This window comes from Roseomonas genomospecies 6 (genome assembly GCF_008365375.1).
Classification (GTDB): Bacteria; Pseudomonadota; Alphaproteobacteria; order Azospirillales; family Azospirillaceae; genus Azospirillum.
The window spans coordinates 129,568-145,089 of the sequence record NZ_QOKW01000002.1; the positions used below are offsets into that span (position 1 = coordinate 129,568).

Annotated in this window: 17 protein-coding genes; 8 read left to right on the forward strand and 9 right to left on the reverse strand. The window is 69.2% G+C overall.

Features of this window, described 5'->3' with window-relative positions; translation table 11 throughout:
• Window positions 1-67 precede the first annotated feature (67 nt).
• The 3 genes from DS843_RS03020 to DS843_RS03030 all read left to right on the forward strand — a co-directional run bounded on the left by DS843_RS03020 (window position 68) and on the right by DS843_RS03030 (window position 3,320).
• Window positions 68-859 (forward strand): substrate-binding periplasmic protein, encoded by a 792-nt coding sequence (locus tag DS843_RS03020; RefSeq protein WP_149467426.1) that lies wholly within the window; start codon window positions 68-70, stop codon window positions 857-859.
• A complete protein-coding gene (locus DS843_RS03025; RefSeq protein WP_149467427.1) occupies window positions 856-2,439 on the forward strand; it encodes a SpoIIE family protein phosphatase in 1,584 nt (527 codons plus the stop codon). Before DS843_RS03020 ends, DS843_RS03025 begins: the two co-directional genes overlap by 4 nt.
• Before the next feature lie 149 nt (window positions 2,440-2,588).
• On the forward strand, window positions 2,589-3,320 hold the full coding sequence (locus DS843_RS03030; protein ID WP_149467428.1) for a response regulator transcription factor: 732 nt from the start codon (window positions 2,589-2,591) through the stop codon (window positions 3,318-3,320).
• 8 nt (window positions 3,321-3,328) lie between these two features.
• On the opposite strand, the gene DS843_RS03035 is transcribed toward DS843_RS03030, so the two are convergent.
• The 4 genes from DS843_RS03035 to DS843_RS03050 all read right to left on the reverse strand — a co-directional run bounded on the left by DS843_RS03035 (window position 3,329) and on the right by DS843_RS03050 (window position 7,296).
• Window positions 3,329-4,378 (reverse strand): sensor histidine kinase, encoded by a 1,050-nt coding sequence (locus DS843_RS03035; protein WP_149467429.1) that lies wholly within the window; start codon window positions 4,376-4,378, stop codon window positions 3,329-3,331.
• On the reverse strand, window positions 4,375-4,773 hold the full coding sequence (locus DS843_RS03040; protein ID WP_149467430.1) for a DUF1987 domain-containing protein: 399 nt from the start codon (window positions 4,771-4,773) through the stop codon (window positions 4,375-4,377). The genes DS843_RS03035 and DS843_RS03040 overlap by 4 nt, the downstream gene beginning before the upstream one ends.
• Before the next feature lie 26 nt (window positions 4,774-4,799).
• The gene (locus DS843_RS03045) at window positions 4,800-5,351 is read right to left on the reverse strand and encodes a SiaB family protein kinase (RefSeq protein WP_149467431.1); all 552 of its coding nucleotides are present in this window, start codon (window positions 5,349-5,351) and stop codon (window positions 4,800-4,802) included.
• A gap of 169 nt (window positions 5,352-5,520) precedes the next feature.
• Complete coding sequence (locus DS843_RS03050; RefSeq protein WP_149467432.1) at window positions 5,521-7,296, reverse strand: ATP-binding response regulator; 1,776 nt, start codon at window positions 7,294-7,296, stop codon at window positions 5,521-5,523.
• 250 nt (window positions 7,297-7,546) lie between these two features.
• On the opposite strand from DS843_RS03050, the gene DS843_RS03055 reads away from it, so the two are divergent.
• From DS843_RS03055 to sugE, 4 genes are all read left to right on the forward strand, one after another.
• Window positions 7,547-8,584 (forward strand): hypothetical protein, encoded by a 1,038-nt coding sequence (locus DS843_RS03055; RefSeq protein ID WP_149467433.1) that lies wholly within the window; start codon window positions 7,547-7,549, stop codon window positions 8,582-8,584.
• Window positions 8,585-8,603: 19 nt separating this feature from the next.
• Window positions 8,604-9,191 carry a hypothetical protein gene (locus DS843_RS03060; RefSeq protein WP_149467434.1) on the forward strand — a complete coding sequence of 196 codons (588 nt, stop codon included), beginning with the start codon at window positions 8,604-8,606 and terminating at the stop codon, window positions 9,189-9,191.
• Window positions 9,188-9,733, forward strand: coding sequence for a hypothetical protein (locus tag DS843_RS03065; protein ID WP_149467435.1), 546 nt, complete (start codon window positions 9,188-9,190; stop codon window positions 9,731-9,733). The genes DS843_RS03060 and DS843_RS03065 overlap by 4 nt, the downstream gene beginning before the upstream one ends.
• A 420-nt stretch (window positions 9,734-10,153) precedes the next feature.
• A complete protein-coding gene (gene sugE / locus DS843_RS03070) occupies window positions 10,154-10,471 on the forward strand; it encodes a quaternary ammonium compound efflux SMR transporter SugE (protein ID WP_149467436.1) in 318 nt (105 codons plus the stop codon).
• A gap of 7 nt (window positions 10,472-10,478) precedes the next feature.
• Here the strand turns inward: sugE and DS843_RS03075 are convergent, their stop codons facing one another.
• The 4 genes from DS843_RS03075 to murA all read right to left on the reverse strand — a co-directional run bounded on the left by DS843_RS03075 (window position 10,479) and on the right by murA (window position 13,873).
• A complete protein-coding gene (locus DS843_RS03075) occupies window positions 10,479-11,510 on the reverse strand; it encodes an SDR family oxidoreductase (protein ID WP_149467437.1) in 1,032 nt (343 codons plus the stop codon).
• 104 nt (window positions 11,511-11,614) lie between these two features.
• Window positions 11,615-12,034 carry an OsmC family protein gene (locus DS843_RS03080; RefSeq protein WP_149467438.1) on the reverse strand — a complete coding sequence of 140 codons (420 nt, stop codon included), beginning with the start codon at window positions 12,032-12,034 and terminating at the stop codon, window positions 11,615-11,617.
• A 13-nt stretch (window positions 12,035-12,047) separates the two neighbouring features.
• Window positions 12,048-12,512: a DUF2948 family protein gene (locus DS843_RS03085; protein ID WP_149467439.1), complete on the reverse strand. Its 465-nt coding sequence runs from the start codon at window positions 12,510-12,512 to the stop codon at window positions 12,048-12,050.
• 56 nt (window positions 12,513-12,568) lie between these two features.
• Complete coding sequence (gene murA / locus DS843_RS03090; RefSeq protein ID WP_149467440.1) at window positions 12,569-13,873, reverse strand: UDP-N-acetylglucosamine 1-carboxyvinyltransferase; 1,305 nt, start codon at window positions 13,871-13,873, stop codon at window positions 12,569-12,571.
• Between the two features lie 244 nt (window positions 13,874-14,117).
• On the opposite strand from murA, the gene DS843_RS03095 reads away from it, so the two are divergent.
• The gene (locus tag DS843_RS03095) at window positions 14,118-14,597 is read left to right on the forward strand and encodes a GNAT family N-acetyltransferase (protein WP_286191908.1); all 480 of its coding nucleotides are present in this window, start codon (window positions 14,118-14,120) and stop codon (window positions 14,595-14,597) included.
• Here DS843_RS03095 and DS843_RS03100 read toward each other — a convergent pair.
• Window positions 14,566-15,495 (reverse strand): DMT family transporter, encoded by a 930-nt coding sequence (locus tag DS843_RS03100; RefSeq protein WP_149467441.1) that lies wholly within the window; start codon window positions 15,493-15,495, stop codon window positions 14,566-14,568. The two genes, DS843_RS03095 and DS843_RS03100, sit on opposite strands and share 32 nt — an antisense overlap.
• Window positions 15,496-15,522: the final 27 nt, after the last annotated feature.

Sequence of the window (15,522 nt, forward strand, 5' to 3'; positions counted from 1 at the left end):
CCGCACATACAGGGGTAAATTGCGTCAAACCTTCCGTGATCCTGCGCAATCGGCATCGGGGCTGAAGATGGCAAAAGCGGTTGCCCGACGTACGGCACTGGCCTTGGCGCTCGCCGGCCTTCTGGCGGGCGGCCTGCCGACGCCGGGTGCCGCCGCGACCGCCGCCCCCGCGCCCGTCACGGTCAAGGTCGGCGCCTATGAGTTTCCGCCCTACGTGACCGAATCCGGCGCCGGCGTGACCCAGGCGCTGCTCGACCTGCTGAACGGGGAGCAGGGTGATTTCCGGTTCGAACTGGTCCGCACGTCCCCCCAGCGGCGCTACGAGGACATGGAGCGGGGGCGCTTCGACATGATCGCCTTCGAAAGCCTCGCCTGGGGCTGGAAGGGGCGGCCCGTCGAGGCGTCGCGCGTCTTCCTGCGCGATGCGGAGGTGTTCGTCGCCAAGTCCGGCCCCGGCGTGGACCAGAGCTATTTCGACGCGCTGGACGGCAAGACGATCCTGGGGCGGCTCGGCTACCATTACGCCTTCGCCGGGATGACCGCCGACCCGGAGGTTCTGGAAAAGCGCTTCAACACGCGCCTGACCGTCACGCATGAGGGCAACGTGCGCAGCGTCGCCGCGGGCCGGGCCGCGCTGGCCATCGTCACCCGCTCCTTCCTGACGCGGTTCCTGAAGTCGAACCCGGATATGGCGCCGCTGCTCCTGGTCTCCGACCGCACCGACCAGATCTACGAGCACACCATCCTGGTCCGGCGCGGCGGGCCGGTCGACGCCGCCTGGGTCGACGCGACGCTGGACCGGCTGGAGCGCAGCGGCGCGTTGCCCGCCTTGTGGACCCGGCAGGGGATCGCCCCGTGACCGAACTGCGCTCCCTCGCCCATGGCCGGCGCGACCGTTCGCTGCTGACCCGGATCGGCAGCATCATCCTGGTCACCGCCGCCGCCGTTGGGGTGGTCGCCGTGGCCGTGTCGGCCAATGTGGTGGAGCACCAGCAGTTCTCGGCGCTGACCAGGCGGGCGGAGTTGGTCGCCACCATGCAGACCGACGCGCTCGCCAACCCGATCTGGGAAATCGACGACCGCGCCGTCCGCAACATCATCGATTCGCTGCGCGAGCGCGACCCTGCCATCCTCGCCGTCTCCGTGTTCGAACCGGGCCGCAGCGAGCCGATGGCGGTGTCCGGCGATCCCAGAACTTCCGCCGATTCCACGACCGTCGAGAAGACCATCGACCTGCGCGGGCGCGACGGGGTGACCCGGCATGTCGGGACGCTGCGCCTGCTCTATTCGACGGCGGAAATCCACCGCAACACGCTGGAAGCGCTTCTGCCCGTGGTGGGCTTGCTGCTGCTGTCGCTGGTCAGCGCCATCGTCATCATCAGCGTGATGCTGAACCGTGTCGTGCTGGGCCCGCTGCGGCGGCTGACCCAGGCGGCGCAGGCGGTGGCCCATGGCGACTACGGCGCCCGCCTCGCCACCGAGCGCGAGGACGAGATCGGCGTCCTGACCAAGACCTTCAACCGCATGGCCGAGACGGTCCAGGACTACACCCAGACCCTGGAATCCCGCGTGCAGGAGCGGACGGAGGCGTTGGCCGACATCAACCGCCGCATCATGGACAGCATCAACTACGCCCAGTTGATCCAGTCCTCCATCCTGCCGAAACCGGAGGTTCTGGACGGCGGGCTGGCCCAGCATTTCGTCCTGTGGCGCCCGCGCGACGTGGTCAGCGGCGACTTCTACTATTACCGCGAGGTGGAGGGCGGCTTCCTCATCGGCGTGGCCGACTGCACGGGCCACGGCGTCCCCGGCGCCTTCATGACCATGACGGCCAGCGCGGTGCTGAACAACGTGGTGGACGCGATGGGCGCCGCCGATCCCGCGGCGCTGCTCGCCATGGTCGACCACAAGGTGCGTGCCGCCCTGCATCAGGACGGCGACGCGGCGAGCTGGGAGGGCGGCTTCGACAACGGGCTGGATCTGGCGCTCTGCCACGTCCAGCCGGCGCAGCGGCGGCTGGTCTATGCCGGCGCCCGCCTGCCCCTGACCGTCGTCGGGCCGGACGGGCTGACGGAGGTCCGTGCCGACCGCCGCAGCCTGGGCTACCGGGCCACCGGCCCCACCCCGGCCTTCACGAATCACAGTCTGGAGCTGTTGCCGGACCAGACCTTCTACATCTGCACGGACGGGCTGACCGACCAGTGCGGCGGCGAACGGGGGCGGAGCTTCGGCAAGCGCCGGCTGCACGGCGTGATCGAGGCCTGCGGCGCGCTGCCGCTGGACCGGCAGAAGGAGAGCATCGAGTCCAGCCTGTCCGGCTTCCAGGGCGGCCGCCCGCAGCGCGACGACATCACCATGGTCGGCTTCCGCGTCCGGCTGGACGGGAACCCGGCGGACCCGGCGGACCCGGCGCGCGCCGCAGCGTGGGAAACTGCGTAAACACCCTCTTGAGAGTTTCGTAATAAGACGACAGTAGGGCCGCGTCGGATGGAAGTCGCTCGACCTACCATTCGAATTCATATAGTTTCCGCGCCGGCCCTATGAACAATAAGCACCGGTAATGTGGGAGCAGAGGGGGAGCAAAGGGGATGGCGGCCGTTACGATCGTTGTCGTCGAGGACGAGGCGTCGCTGCGCCGTGACATGATCGAATATCTCCGCGGCTGCGGTTTCGACGCGGTCGGCGCGAAGAATGGGCGCGAACTGGACGAGCAGATCGCCGCGCGCCCGGTTTCCCTCGTTGTTCTGGACGTCAACCTGCCGGGCGAGGACGGCTTCAAGATCGCGACCCGCCTGCGCGAGAACCCCGCCATCGGAATCATCATGGTGACCGCCCGCGGCTCCACCGTGGACCGGGTGGTCGGGCTGGAACTCGGCGCCGACGCCTATCTGGTGAAGCCCGTCGAAATGCGCGAGCTGGAGGCCCAGGCCAAGGCCCTGCTGCGCCGCCTGGAAGCGAGCGGTCCGGGCAGCACGGCGGCGGCCCCGCAGACGCCCGCCCCGCCCCCCTCGGACGAGGCCCACTGGGTGCTGGACGCCACGGCCTGGGCACTGACCAGCCCCGCGGGCGTGCGCGTCAGCCTGACGAGCATGGAGATGAAGCTGGTCTCGCTGCTGGCCGGACAGGCGCGCCAGCCGGCGACCCGCGACCAGATTTCCATGGCGCTCTACAACCGCCGCTGGAACCCGGACGACCGCTCCATCGACACGGTGGTCGGGCGCCTGCGCCACAAGGTGGAAAACGCCATCGGCGAAACCGCCCCGGTCAAGTCGGTCCACGGGGTGGGGTATGTGTTCTCCGCCCCGGTGCGGATGACCTGATACGCCGATCAGGCCACCCCGTCTTCCGGTGGCGTGTCCTTCGGGAAGGTCAGGACGAAGCGGGTCCCCTGCCCCGACGCGCAGTCCACCGAAATCGTCCCCTTCAGCGCGCCCACCGCCAGATTGTGCACGATGTGCAGGCCGAGCCCGCTGCCCCCTTCGCCGCGCCGGGTGGTGAATAAGGGATCGAAGATGCGCGGCAGATGGTCCGGCGGGATGCCCCGGCCGTTGTCGGTGTAGACCATCCGCACGGTGCCGGGCTCCGGTTCGTCCACCGTGACCGTCAGCGTTCCGCCCTGCCCCTCCGCGCCCTGCGCGTCGACGAAGGCGTGGGTGACGGAGTTCATCACGAAGTTGGTCAGGATCTGCGACAGCGCGCCCGGATAGCTGTCCACCACCAGCCCGTCCGGGCAGGACACGGTGATGCTGTGCTTGCCCTGGCGAAGCTTCGGCTCCAGGCTGACCAGCGTTTCCTGGATGTAGCGGTTGAGATGCACCGCCCGGCGCTCGGCGCTGGCGCGGTCCACCGCCACCTGCTTGAAGCTGGCGATCAGCTTGGCGGCGCGTTCGCAATTGGCGAGAATCAGCGCCGACGTGTCGGTCGCCGTGGTCAGGTAGCGGGTGAAGTCCGCCTTGCTCAGATCCCCCGACTGGGCGCGCCCGCGCAGCCGGGCCGTGGCGTCGGACAGGTGCGACGCGCAGGACACGGCGATGCCCACGGGCGTGTTGATCTCGTGCGCGACCCCGGCGACCAGCGCGCCCAGGGAGGCCAGCTTCTCGGCGCGGACCATCGCCTCCTGCGCCTCGCGCAGGTCGGCCAGCGCGGTTTCCGCCTCCTGCCGGCGGCGCTCCAGCTCCTGGTTGGCGGAGCCGAGCTGCGCCTGAAGCCGGTCGCTGACGCGCACCAGCCGGCGCTGTTCGCGCGTGCTGCGCTGGAACGCCTCCACGAACGCATCGAATTCGGCGCGCAGTTCGGGCGCGGCGGCGCCCAGCCTCTCCCCCAGAAGGCGGGCCTGCTCGATGGCCTGCTCCTCGGCGGCGAAGAGGTTGAAGGTCATGGCGCCCCGTCTGCCGGAATCTGTTTCAGCGTGAAGGCGACGTGATGCAGATCCTCGGCGAAATCCTCGCCCAGCTCCTGCATGGACTCGTCGTTCTCCTCAAAACACCAAGTGACGGAGATGCTGCGCCCGTCGCGGGCTGCCGTCTCCAGCATCTGGAAGATGTTCATCAGGGCCTTCGCGCTGGAGCTGTTGAAGTACAGAAGCTCCATGTCGAACCGGATGGGGTGTCCGCCCGGTTCGGCCAGGAAGTCGCGCAGGGCTGTGAAGATCGGTCCGAAGAAGGTCGCCACGTCGTCGGGATAGGATTCGCCGGTCAGGCGAAGCACGCCGCCGGCGAAGTCGAAATCGACCTCGGGGGTTCGGCCCGTCGCGGGTAGTTTCAGGGATTCCATGGTTGTCCGGATGTCCACAGCCGCTTTCAGATCCGAGCCTTGAGGCAGAAGAAGCTCTTGCCCTCGTCCATTTCGAGGAAATCATACTCGATGGGTTCGCTGGCGCGGCGCGCGATCTCGATCAGGCCGATGTTGGCCCCCCGAGCCCCCTCCTCCGGGGCTTCGCGCAGTTGCTCCCGGTAGTAGGTCTTGATGGCGTCCTTGTCCAAGCCCTTCAGATACTCCAGCCGTTCGCGCAGGCGCGGAACGTCGGCGTTGTACACGGTGTTCCCGCAGACGATGAAGACCTTTCCGCCCTCCATGCCGATGGTGACCATTCCGGCGCTCAGCTCCACCGGCTTCTCGCGCGCCCCGGTCACCTTCTCGGCGGAATAGCGGATGATGTTCTGCATCTGCTCGACGAAGACGGAGAAGACGCGGCGGACCGTCGGGCCGTCGGTTTCCTCCAAGGTCATCTTTTCCCGCAGCGCCTCGCCCAAAGAGTAGAGTATCCCCTCGGACAGATAGCCGCTGAACGAGAAAATGATGCCTTTCTCGTCGAGGTCCCGTTTGATCCCGGCATATTGCTGAGCGAGCATGATGGAGTCCGCGGTTCTTCCGTTGAAGTGCGAAGGGGCCGCCTGTTGGTTTGAGCGCTCCGGCCCGATGTCCGGCGATCGCTTCGGCCTTGTCTATGGACACGTTACATTTCCGCCTGCCGCGCTGGAAGGATTATCGGGTGCGCAGCGGCGGAGGGGCGTTGCGCAATCAGCCTTTCACGGGAAGGCGGACGCGGAAGACGCTGCCCTGCCCGACCGTGCTCTCCGCGGTGATCGACCCGCCGTGCATCTGGATGATCTGGCGGACCGTGTTCAGCCCGATGCCCGTCCCCGGCACGCCCGCCGAACCGCTCCCCCGGTAATGCCGCTCGAACAGCAGGGGCAGCTCGTTCTGCGGGATGCCGCGGCCCTGGTCGGCCACCTCCACCACCGCCACGCCGCCGTCGGTTTCCCCGCGCACCGTGACGCGGCAGTCGCCGTCCGCGTACTTGACCGCGTTGTTCAGCAGGTTGCTGAACAGCATGCCCAGCAGGTGCCCGTCGGCCATCACCACCGGGGGCAGGCTGTCCAGCTCCAGATGGAATTCGCACCCGGTGTAGGCGGTGCGGAAGGGCTCCGTCACCGAGCTCAGCAGCGCCGTCAGGTCCACCTCCGCCCGCTGCACCTTCAGCGTCCCGGCCTGGAGCCGCTCGTCGGTCAGATGCGTGTCGATCAGCCCGGTCAGCCGCTGCACGCTGTTGCGGATGACGCCCAGCCGTTCCAGCGCGTCCCGGTTTTCCCGCTCCGCGCGCAGGGTCAGCATCTGGGCGGCGCTGTCGATGATGGCCAGAGGGGTGCGGAACTCGTGGCTGACCATGGTGACGAACTGGCGCTGCTGCTCGCGGGCGACCAGCTCCGCCTCCAGCGCGCGCTCCACCCGCTCCTTCGCGGCGACCAGGGCGGCCTGGTTGGTGGCCAGTTCGGCGGTCCGCTCGCCGACGCGCCGTTCCAGCGACTGGTTCAGGGCGACCAGATCCTCATAGAGGCACACATTGTCGAAACCGATGGTGACGCGGGCGCAGAACAGCTCCAGCAGCCGGTGATCGTCCTCCCCGTAGGGTTCGGTCCGTTCCAGCGCGAAGACCGTCGTCCCGTGCTCCCGTGTGCGGAAGGCCAGGATGCAGCGGTCCGGTCGGAAGTCGCTCTGCTGCGTCTCGAAGGCGGTGATCACCTGGGCGGTCAGATCGGGCTCCAGGGCGTCGGAGGCGGGCCGCCCGACGAAACGCGCGAAGCGGCTGGAGCCGGCGACCACGGTGGCCCGCGCCTTGCCGTCGCCGCGGTCCACCATGCGGCAGGCCAGAACCGCGCCGCCGCTGTTGTCCACCACCTTGCTGAGCTGGTCCACCAGCTCCTCCACCAGCGTGCGCATGGACCGCGTCTCGAACAGCGGCGCGGAGGCGGCGAGGATGCGCTCCAGCCCCTGGCGGTGCCGCTCGATGGTGACGATGTCGCGCCAGGCCCGCAGCCCGCTGACCAGCGTGGTGAACAGGCGCTGCGCGGTGAGTTCGCTCTTAGCCTTGTAATCGTTGATGTCGTAGGCGACGACCACGTCCCGCTCCGGCGCCTGGCCGGGCTGGCCGGTGCGCAGGATGATGCGCATGCGGCGGTTGCCCAGATCCTCGCGGATGAAGCGGACCAGACGCAGCCCGGCGTCGTCGGTCTCCATCACCACGTCGAGAAGCGCCACCGGAATATCCGGGCGGGTGAGGAGAAGCGACCGCGCGGCGGCGGCGGACAGGGCGCTGACCACCTCGAACGGGCGCCCTTCGAACTCGAAGTCGCGCAGCAGCACCTCGGTCATGGTGTGGACCTGGGGATCGTCGTCGACCACCAGAATGGGCCAGGGCTCCGCTGGCCGGGCGTTGACCGCGGGATCGTCGGCAAACCCGTCGCCGGGACCGAACAGCGGCTCGTCGTCCAGACCTTCGTCCATTTCCTGGCCCATGGGCCCCTCCACGCATGACCTACCCAAATGGTTCCGCAACGATGGACAGGGAAGGCACCAAAGCGGTACGAGACCTAGGCCCACCCGTCCAGGGCTGTCGCAAAATGTCACAAAACGCGATATTTTAGAGGCATTTAACGCGAATTGACATGGCTTCTGCCCATTGATGAATACCCAAGTATTACCATTCTCTTTTATACTCTCCGAAAACGAGGGAGTTGGCCCGCGTATGGTTATGAACCAGAACGGTATGCCCGTCAGCCGGTACGCGACGTTCCGCCGGCTCCTGTCGCGCCTCGACCACGGCACCCGCATCGGTCCGGAGCGGACCGCCGAGGAATCCACCGTTCAACCGGTGCGCGCCATGCTCCGCGGCCTTTTGTCCAGCCGGCGCCGGGCGCACACGCGGCGCCTGTGGGCGCGCTGGCTGGAGCCGGTGATGCTGCGCGACCCGGCCCTGCTCGCCATCGCCGAGCCTCTGCCCGGCTGCGTCCGCGTCGTCGACACCGCGGGCTGGTGGCCGGCACTGTCGCGGCGCATGGACGACCTGCCCGCCACCGTGCAATCCCGTCTCGACGACCGGCTGGCCAACGGCGCCCTGGACCGCGTGCTGGCCTCGGCGGAGATGGCCGGTTGGGCCGAGACGCTGCGCGGCGGGTCCTTGTCCGTGCTGGACGCCGTGCGCACCGATCCCACAGCACTCGCCCTGTTCCTGGAGGAGGCGAACGCCCACCGCATGCGCGCCGCCAGCGCTCTGGCCATTCCCGGCGGCGTCGCGGCGCTCCGCCCGCTGGACGGCGCGGACGTGGAGACGCTGACCGCCGCGCTGCGCCTGTCCGACGGCTGGCGGACGCTGGGCGGGCGGGCGGCGGACATGGAGATCGACGAGCTTCTGGCCTGTGTGCGCGGCGCTCTGACCGGCGGAAGCGTGGCACCGGATGCGATGGCGCTGTTCGCCGTGGCCGGCCTCTACAGCCGCCGCGATCCGCTGCTGGGGGCGGCGTTGCGCGCGCTTCTGCCCCTGCCGCTGGTCGACGCCGCCGCCGCCTGGCTGACCGCGCATGGGAACGGGGGGAAAGCGTGCGGGGAGCGGGCGGGCGACGGCTTCGCCGGGATGCCCCCTTTCGGCGGCGGGCAGGCGGAGTCCCTCGACCGCGGTCTGCGGGACCTTTTCGAAGCCGCCATGCGCTCCGGCCGTCCGGTTTCCCCGGCGGACGCCAAGCGGCTGGGGCGCGCCCTGGCCGGCGTGGTGGACGACGTCCCCGACACGCCACCGGCCCGGCGCTGACGGGTTGGGCGGCGCCATCATGAACCTCGACACCTTCGCCCTCGCCGTGCTCGTCCTCAGCATCGCAGCGCTCGGCCTCTCCGTGGTCTACGAAGCATCGCGCCTCACCGCCACCAGCAGCCGCAGGGCGCTGGTGCGGCGGAAGCTGGAGGCCCAGGCCGCCGATCTCGCCGCCCTCGGCCGCCAGACCGAGAGCGCTCAGGCCGAGAGCGACGCCAGGCAGGAGGCCATCGACCGGCTGACCGCCGAGCGCGGGCGGCTGACCGGCCTGATCGCGTCGGTCAAGGCGTCCAAGGTCGCCCTGGTGCATGAGATCGGGGACGCCCAGAGCGGGGCGCAACGCTATGAGAGCGAGTTGCGCACCATCCCGGACTTCGCCCGGCTCGACCCCCGGCGCATGCTGTTCGCGCGGGCGATCTGGGACCGCCGGAACATCGCCCGCGTCTGGGCCGACACGCCGGACGCCGCGGCGGCGATGCTCCAGCGCGCCTTCGGCACGCGCAACGGGGTCCTGTCCTCGCGGCTCGACACGGTCCCGCTGATCCCGGTCGGAAACGGGGCCAACGACAGTAGGGCCAACGACAGCGGGCGGCCGGGGTCCCCATGACGGCGATCATCCTCTACGCGGCGCTGCTTCTTCTGGTGGCCAGCGTTCTGGTGAACCGGATGGGCGAACGCCGCGTCCGCGCGGCGCGCGACGAGCTTGCCACCGCCGACAAGGACATCCGGGCGATGGAGCAGCGCCTCCATGAGGCCCGGAAGACGCTGGAGGCGACGCGCGGCCGTCTGGGTGGCCTGGATGAGACGCTGGCGGAGGCGAAGCGGCAGACCGAAGCGCTGGAGCGGCAGTTCGACGCGCTCCAGCAGGCACCAGTGGAACAGTACCACGTCTTCGACCGGCTGGAGGCCCGCCCCGGCACCATTTGGGAGGTGGCGGTCCGCCGCGCGCCGGACGCCCTCTACACCAGCGCCGCCATGGCCGCGTCCTGGCGCGACGGGCGCACCTACCTGATCGTCGCATCCAACCAGAAGGAGGCGCTGGACCGCGCCGCCCAGCGCTTTCCCCGCGTGAACGGCTACGAGGTCGGCCCGGTCATGACCTGCCGCCTGTTCCTGCCCAAGGACACGACGGAGCGCAAGCGGGCCTGACCCGCCTCATGACGGCGTCTTGTGAGGCCCGCCACAGCGCGGGCGGGTCCGTGTCGGTACGGTGGGGTGCACAGCCCCCCTGCCCCGGTGAACGCCATGCCCCGCCGCATCGACACCTGTCTCCCGACCGTTCCTGCCCCTCAGCCGCCTGACCGCGAGCGACCGGCGGACGATGCCGCGCCCCTGCCCCTTCTGCCCCTGGCCCTCTTGCCCTTGGACGACCGGCGCTGCCCGCGCCGCGAGGTTGCCATGCTGTGCGAAACGGACAGCGGCCATCGTTGGGACGGGGCTTGACCGGGCCGCCCGCATCCTTATATCCCGGTCGCCCTCCCGTGAGGACGACCTCACCACGGCACGCCCGCGACGGGCGTGGGGAACCCGGCGGGGACGACCCTGCCTCCATGGTATCGGAGGTGTCCCGTGTCCTGGGTCATCCTGTTCTTCGCCGGCCTGTTCGAGATCGGCTGGGCCGTCGGCCTGAAGCAGACGGACGGCTTCACCCGTCCCATTCCCACCGCGCTCACCATCGGTTCGATGATCGTCAGCCTCGCCCTGCTCGGGCTGGCGCTGAAATCGCTGCCGCTGGGCACGGCCTACGCCGTGTGGACCGGCATCGGGACGGTCGGCACCGTGATCCTCGGCATCTGGCTCTACGGTGAATCCGCCGACCTGCTCCGGCTTGGCTGCATCGCGCTGATCGTGGCGGGCATCCTGGGGCTCAAGCTCATCACGCCCTGATCCGTCGTCAGGCGCGTTCCTTCCGCAGGGCCGCGCGCGCGGCGTAGCCGATCCCCCCGGCCACCGCGAGGCCGGCGAGGAAGGCGAAGCCGCGCGCCGCGGTTCCCGTGGTGGTCAGGGACAAACGCTCCTCCTGCCCGGTGAAGCGCCCATGCGTGCGGTGCAGGCCGGGGACCGGAGCGAACAGATTGTCGGGCCGGTCCGGGTTCTCCGCCTCCTCCGTCTCCTGCCCTTCGAAGGCGGTGAAGGCCACCCGGTAGTCCGCGTAGGCGGGCAGAGCGTGGGTTCCGATGATCGCCTCGACCGTCGTGAAGCCCAGCCAGTGTTCACGCTTCGGGTCCGCCGCGGCCTGGACGATGGCGCGCCCGATGTCGTCGGGATCGAAGATGGCGCCGACCGGCCTCGCCCGGCGCGGCATGTGGCTGCGCGCCCAATCGAACTGCGGGGTGTTGACGGCGGGCAGATGGACCATGGTCACCTGAAGGCGGCTGCCGTCGTGGATCAGTTCCGACCGCAGGCTGTCGATGAAGCCGCGGATGGCGCTCTTGGCTCCGCAATAGGCGGCCTGGAGCGGGATCGAGCGGTAGGCCAGCGCCGATCCCACCTGAAGGATGACTCCGCGGTCGCGCGGCAGCATGTGCCGCAGAGCCGCCAGCGTGCCGTGGACGGAGCCGAGATAGGTCACCTCCGTCACCCGCCGGATTTCCTCCGGCGTCACGTCGCGGACGCGCCCGAACACCGTCACCATGGCGTTGTTGACCCAGACGTCGATGGGGCCGAGCGACCGCTCGACGGCATCCGCGGCGGCGGTCACCGCGTCGGCGTCGGCCACGTCGGCGGGCAGGACCAGCGCCGTGCCGCCGAGCCGTTCGATCTCCGCGGCCACCGCCTCCAGCGCGTCGCGGGAGCGGGCGATCAGCCCGACCGCCGCCCCCCACTCCCGTGCGAAGGCCAGCGCCGCGGCGCGCCCGACCCCGGCGGACGCTCCGGTGACGACGACGACGGGCCGGTTCCGTTCGGTGGCGGGGGGTGTGGGCATGGCTGGCAGGCTCCGTGGGCTGGGACGCATCGACCTTGTCCCAACCCGCCCGGAGCCTGACGGTTCCGCTGATGTCAGCGTCCCTGCGGCGTCCTTGCGGCGCCTTACGGCGCTTCGACGATCTCGAAGTCGTGGGTGATCCTGGCGGTGGCGCCCAGCATGATGGAGGCGGAGCAGTATTTCTCCGCCGACAGGGCGATGGCGCGCTCCACCTTCGCCGGGTCCAGGCCGCGCCCGGTCACCACGAAGTGGACGTGAATGCTGGTGAAGACCTTGGGATCGGTGTCGGCGCGTTCGGCCTCGATCTCCGCCACGCAGCCGGTGACGGCCTGACGGCCCTTCTCAAGGATCATCACCACGTCGAAGCCGGTGCAGCCGCCCATGCCGATCAGCAGCATCTCCATGGGACGGATGCCCAGATTGCGCCCGCCGGCCTCCGGCGCGCCGTCCATGACCACGGCGTGGCCGCTGCCGGACTCGCCGACGAACATCTTCCCGTCAACCCACTTCACGCGCGCCTTCATGGCGGTCTCCCGATTATTGTTCGTCTTCCAAGGGATGGCAGGGCTTGCAGCCGGTGGGCCAGGGCTCGCCCAGATCCTCCACGAAGCAGGTCCAGGAGGCGCTTTCCAGCCGGATGCACCCCCCGCCGGCGAAGTTCAGGATCACGGCGCCCTCCGCCGTCTCGACGGACAGCAGTTCCAGGATCTGCGCGCGGTTCTTCACGTCGAGGCCGCGGATCTTCACCGCCGTCACCCCTTCGATGCGCACGCCGCAATGGACGCGCTCGAAGGGGGCCAGATGGTCGTCGTCGGCGGTGGGGCCGGGACGGCGTTCGTCCGCCGTCTCCCATCTGAAGCGGTTGACCACCAGCACGAACCGCGCCTCCTTCGGCAGGAAGCACATGTCGCCGATGGGCAGGATGGCGTCCTGAAGACAGGCGGAGACGACTTTCAGGTCCTCGTCGTCCTGGGCGCGCAGGCGGATCGGCGTGGCGGTCATGGGCTTCCTCATGGGGTTCCATTCGCTGTGGACGGCTGATCGGGCGCGGGACGCCGTCAGTCGTCCTCCGCCCGGATGCGTTCGATGTCCGCGCCGCAGGCCGCCAGCTTCTCCTCCACCCGCTCATAGCCGCGGTCGAGGTGATAGACGCGGTTGACCGTCGTCTCCCCTTCCGCCGCAAGACCGGCCAGGACCAGCGACACCGACGCGCGGAGATCCGTCGCCATAACGGGCGCGCCGGTCAAACGCTCCACCCCCCGGACGAGGGCGGAGGAACCGTGCACCGTGATGCGGGCTCCCATGCGGGTCAGCTCGGGCGCGTGCATGAACCGATTCTCAAATATGGTCTCGGTGATCATGCCTGCACCCCTGGCCGTGCACATCAGGGCCATCATCTGGGCCTGAAGGTCGGTGGGGAAGCCGGGATAGGGTTCGGTCATCACGTCCACGCCGATCAGTTCGCCGTTGGTGCGCGACACGCGGATGCCCGTCTGACCGTTGGTGACGATCTCCGTGAACTCCACGCCCGCCGGGACCAGCGCCGTCACCGCCGCCTTGATCAGGTCCAGGCGCGTGTTCAGGATGTCCAGCGTGCCGCCGGTCATCGCCGCGGCCATGGCGTAGGTGCCGGTCTCGATGCGGTCCGGAACCACCATGTGGCGGGCGCCGTGCAGCCGGTCCACGCCGACGATGGTCAGCCGGTCGCTGCCGATGCCGGTGATCTTCGCGCCCATCTTGACGAGGCATTCGGCGAGGTCGGTCACCTCCGGCTCGCGGGCGGCGTTGACCAGGACGGTGGTGCCGCGGGCCAGCGTGGCGGCCATCAGCAGGTTCTCGGTGGCGCCGACCGACACCTTGGGGAAGACGTATTCCGCACCGCGCAGGCCGCCCGGCGGCGCCTTGGCGACGATGTAGCCGCCCTCGATGCGGATCTCCGCCCCCATGGCCTCCAGGCCCTTGATGTGCAGGTCCACCGGACGGGCGCCGATGGCGCAGCCGCCGGGCAGTGACACCTTGGCCTCGCCGCAGCGGGCGAGCAGCGGGCCGAGCACCAGCACGCTCGCCCGCATCTTGCGGACGAGGTCGTAGGGGGCCGTGGTGTTGGTGATGTCGCGGGCGGTGAACTCCACCACGCGGCCGGCGCAATCCCCGCCCGCCCCGGCCATGTGGATCGCGACGCCGTGCTGGAGCAGCAGGTTGCACAGCGTGTTGATGTCGGCAAGGATCGGCAGGTTGGTGAGCGTCAGCGTCTCGTCGCTGAGAAGCGCCGCCGTCATCAGCGGAAGCGCCGCGTTCTTGGCGCCCCCCACCGTGATCGACCCGTGAAGGGGCTTGCCGCCGCGGATGCGGATCTTGTCCATGAAGCTGTCTTGTCCGGTCAGATGCTGTCGAAAAGGCCGAAGCCCGGCGGATTAGGCCATCTTGCGGGTCCGGAGGTCCGGCAACATGCCCATCGTGCCGGACTCCCGAAGTCATATCGGGGATTGATCCTCCCAGGCGTTGTAGCGGAGCATGCGGACGCGCTCAAGGGATGGAATTGAGGCTTTTTCTCATGGAAGCCTTTCCCGCGCTGCAAAGACCAGATGCAATGAAAGGACCAATCGCGTGATCCAAAACGGCGCCCAGGAGAACGCCCAACACAACATCATGGGCGGCTTGACCCTCTCCCTGTCCGGCCGGCTCGACCCGGACGAGGTGAAGCAGATCCACGGCGAACTGCGCGCCTTCAACGAGCGCTTCACCGCCCCCTACGACCTGCGGGAGATCATGGCGACCGTCCGCGACGGGGACGGGGCGCTGATGGCCGGACTGACCGGCTACACCAACTGGGAGTGGCTGTACGTGGATTATCTGTGGGTCCATGACAGCCGGCGCGGGAGCGGGCTCGGCGCCCGCCTGCTGGCCGCGGCGGAGGAGGAGGCGGTGCGGCGCGGCTGCCGCTGGTCGCGCCTCTACACCTACGATTTCCAGGCGCCGGGCTTCTACCGCAAGCAGGGCTACGAGGTTTGGGCGGAGATGGAGGGATACCCGCCGGGGCACACGCAGATCTGGTTCAGGAAGTCTCTGCGGCGGGACGGGGAATAGCCTGCACGGCGGATTCGTTGCGCTTCAGGAAGACGATCACCGCGCAGACCACCGCCATCCCGGCAAGCTGGGGCGGCTCGAAGCTCTCGCCCAGCAGGACGAAGGCCGTCACCCCCGCGAAGACGGGATCGAGCATGCCGATCACCGTCGCGGGGAACGGTTCGATGGTCTTCAGCCCCTCCAGATAGAGCCAGTAGGGCGCCACCGTGCCGAACACGCCGATGAACAGGACGAACCCCACGGTTTCCCAGGTCGGCTCGACCGCCGAATAGTCGATGGCCGGGGTGGCGAGCAGCCAAAACAGCGCCGACAGGAAGAAGGGCCAGAAGGTCATCGACCAACTGTCCAGCCCTTTGCGGTGCCCATGGGCGCAGCGGACGTTGTAGGCGGCGAAGGACACGGCGCAAAGCATGCCCACCGCCGCCCCCAGCGCGTTCCCCGACCACAGGGCCGGGTCGTAGGCGCCGACCAGCAGGAAGCAGCCGGCGGCGTTGCCGGCCAGGATCAGCGCGACCGTCCGGTTCATCCGGTGGGTGCCCAGGAACAGACCGGCGGCCACGATCAGCATGGGGGCGGTGTATTCCAGCATCAGGGCCAACGCCACGTTGGTCAGGGCGATGGCGTAGAAGAAGGTCAGGTTCACCAGCGTCAGCCAGACCGCCAGCTCCGCCAGGAACGGCAGGTCCGCCCGCCGCACCCGGATCGGCCGGCCGAGCGCCAGCATGATCAGGGCCAGCGCGGCGGCGGACACCATGGCGCGCACCGCGATCATCACCAGCGGCGGCATGGACGCGACGAACAGCATTTTGGCTGCGGTTCCGGCCACGCCGAACAGCAGCGCCGAGGCGACGATGCAGCCATAGCCCCACAGGCGCGCCCGCGCCGCATCAACCGCCATGACCCCACCCCACCCTGTTCCGGATCG

What these genes read in the sequence shown, in the direction of transcription:
- DS843_RS03030 (WP_149467428.1), top strand. Translation starts at nt 2,589, where the DNA reads ATGGCGGCCGTTACGATCGTTGTCGTCGAGGACGAGGCGTCGCTGCGC.
- DS843_RS03050 (WP_149467432.1), bottom strand. Translation starts at nt 7,296, where the DNA reads ATGGGCCAGGAAATGGACGAAGGTCTGGACGACGAGCCGCTGTTCGGT.
- DS843_RS03100 (WP_149467441.1), bottom strand. Translation starts at nt 15,495, where the DNA reads ATGGCGGTTGATGCGGCGCGGGCGCGCCTGTGGGGCTATGGCTGCATC.
- DS843_RS03065 (WP_149467435.1), top strand. Translation starts at nt 9,188, where the DNA reads ATGACGGCGATCATCCTCTACGCGGCGCTGCTTCTTCTGGTGGCCAGC.
- DS843_RS03035 (WP_149467429.1), bottom strand. Translation starts at nt 4,378, where the DNA reads ATGACCTTCAACCTCTTCGCCGCCGAGGAGCAGGCCATCGAGCAGGCC.
- DS843_RS03045 (WP_149467431.1), bottom strand. Translation starts at nt 5,351, where the DNA reads ATGCTCGCTCAGCAATATGCCGGGATCAAACGGGACCTCGACGAGAAA.
- DS843_RS03060 (WP_149467434.1), top strand. Translation starts at nt 8,604, where the DNA reads ATGAACCTCGACACCTTCGCCCTCGCCGTGCTCGTCCTCAGCATCGCA.
- DS843_RS03075 (WP_149467437.1), bottom strand. Translation starts at nt 11,510, where the DNA reads ATGCCCACACCCCCCGCCACCGAACGGAACCGGCCCGTCGTCGTCGTC.
- murA (WP_149467440.1), bottom strand. Translation starts at nt 13,873, where the DNA reads ATGGACAAGATCCGCATCCGCGGCGGCAAGCCCCTTCACGGGTCGATC.
- DS843_RS03040 (WP_149467430.1), bottom strand. Translation starts at nt 4,773, where the DNA reads ATGGAATCCCTGAAACTACCCGCGACGGGCCGAACCCCCGAGGTCGAT.
- DS843_RS03080 (WP_149467438.1), bottom strand. Translation starts at nt 12,034, where the DNA reads ATGAAGGCGCGCGTGAAGTGGGTTGACGGGAAGATGTTCGTCGGCGAG.
- DS843_RS03020 (WP_149467426.1), top strand. Translation starts at nt 68, where the DNA reads ATGGCAAAAGCGGTTGCCCGACGTACGGCACTGGCCTTGGCGCTCGCC.
- DS843_RS03055 (WP_149467433.1), top strand. Translation starts at nt 7,547, where the DNA reads ATGCCCGTCAGCCGGTACGCGACGTTCCGCCGGCTCCTGTCGCGCCTC.
- DS843_RS03085 (WP_149467439.1), bottom strand. Translation starts at nt 12,512, where the DNA reads ATGACCGCCACGCCGATCCGCCTGCGCGCCCAGGACGACGAGGACCTG.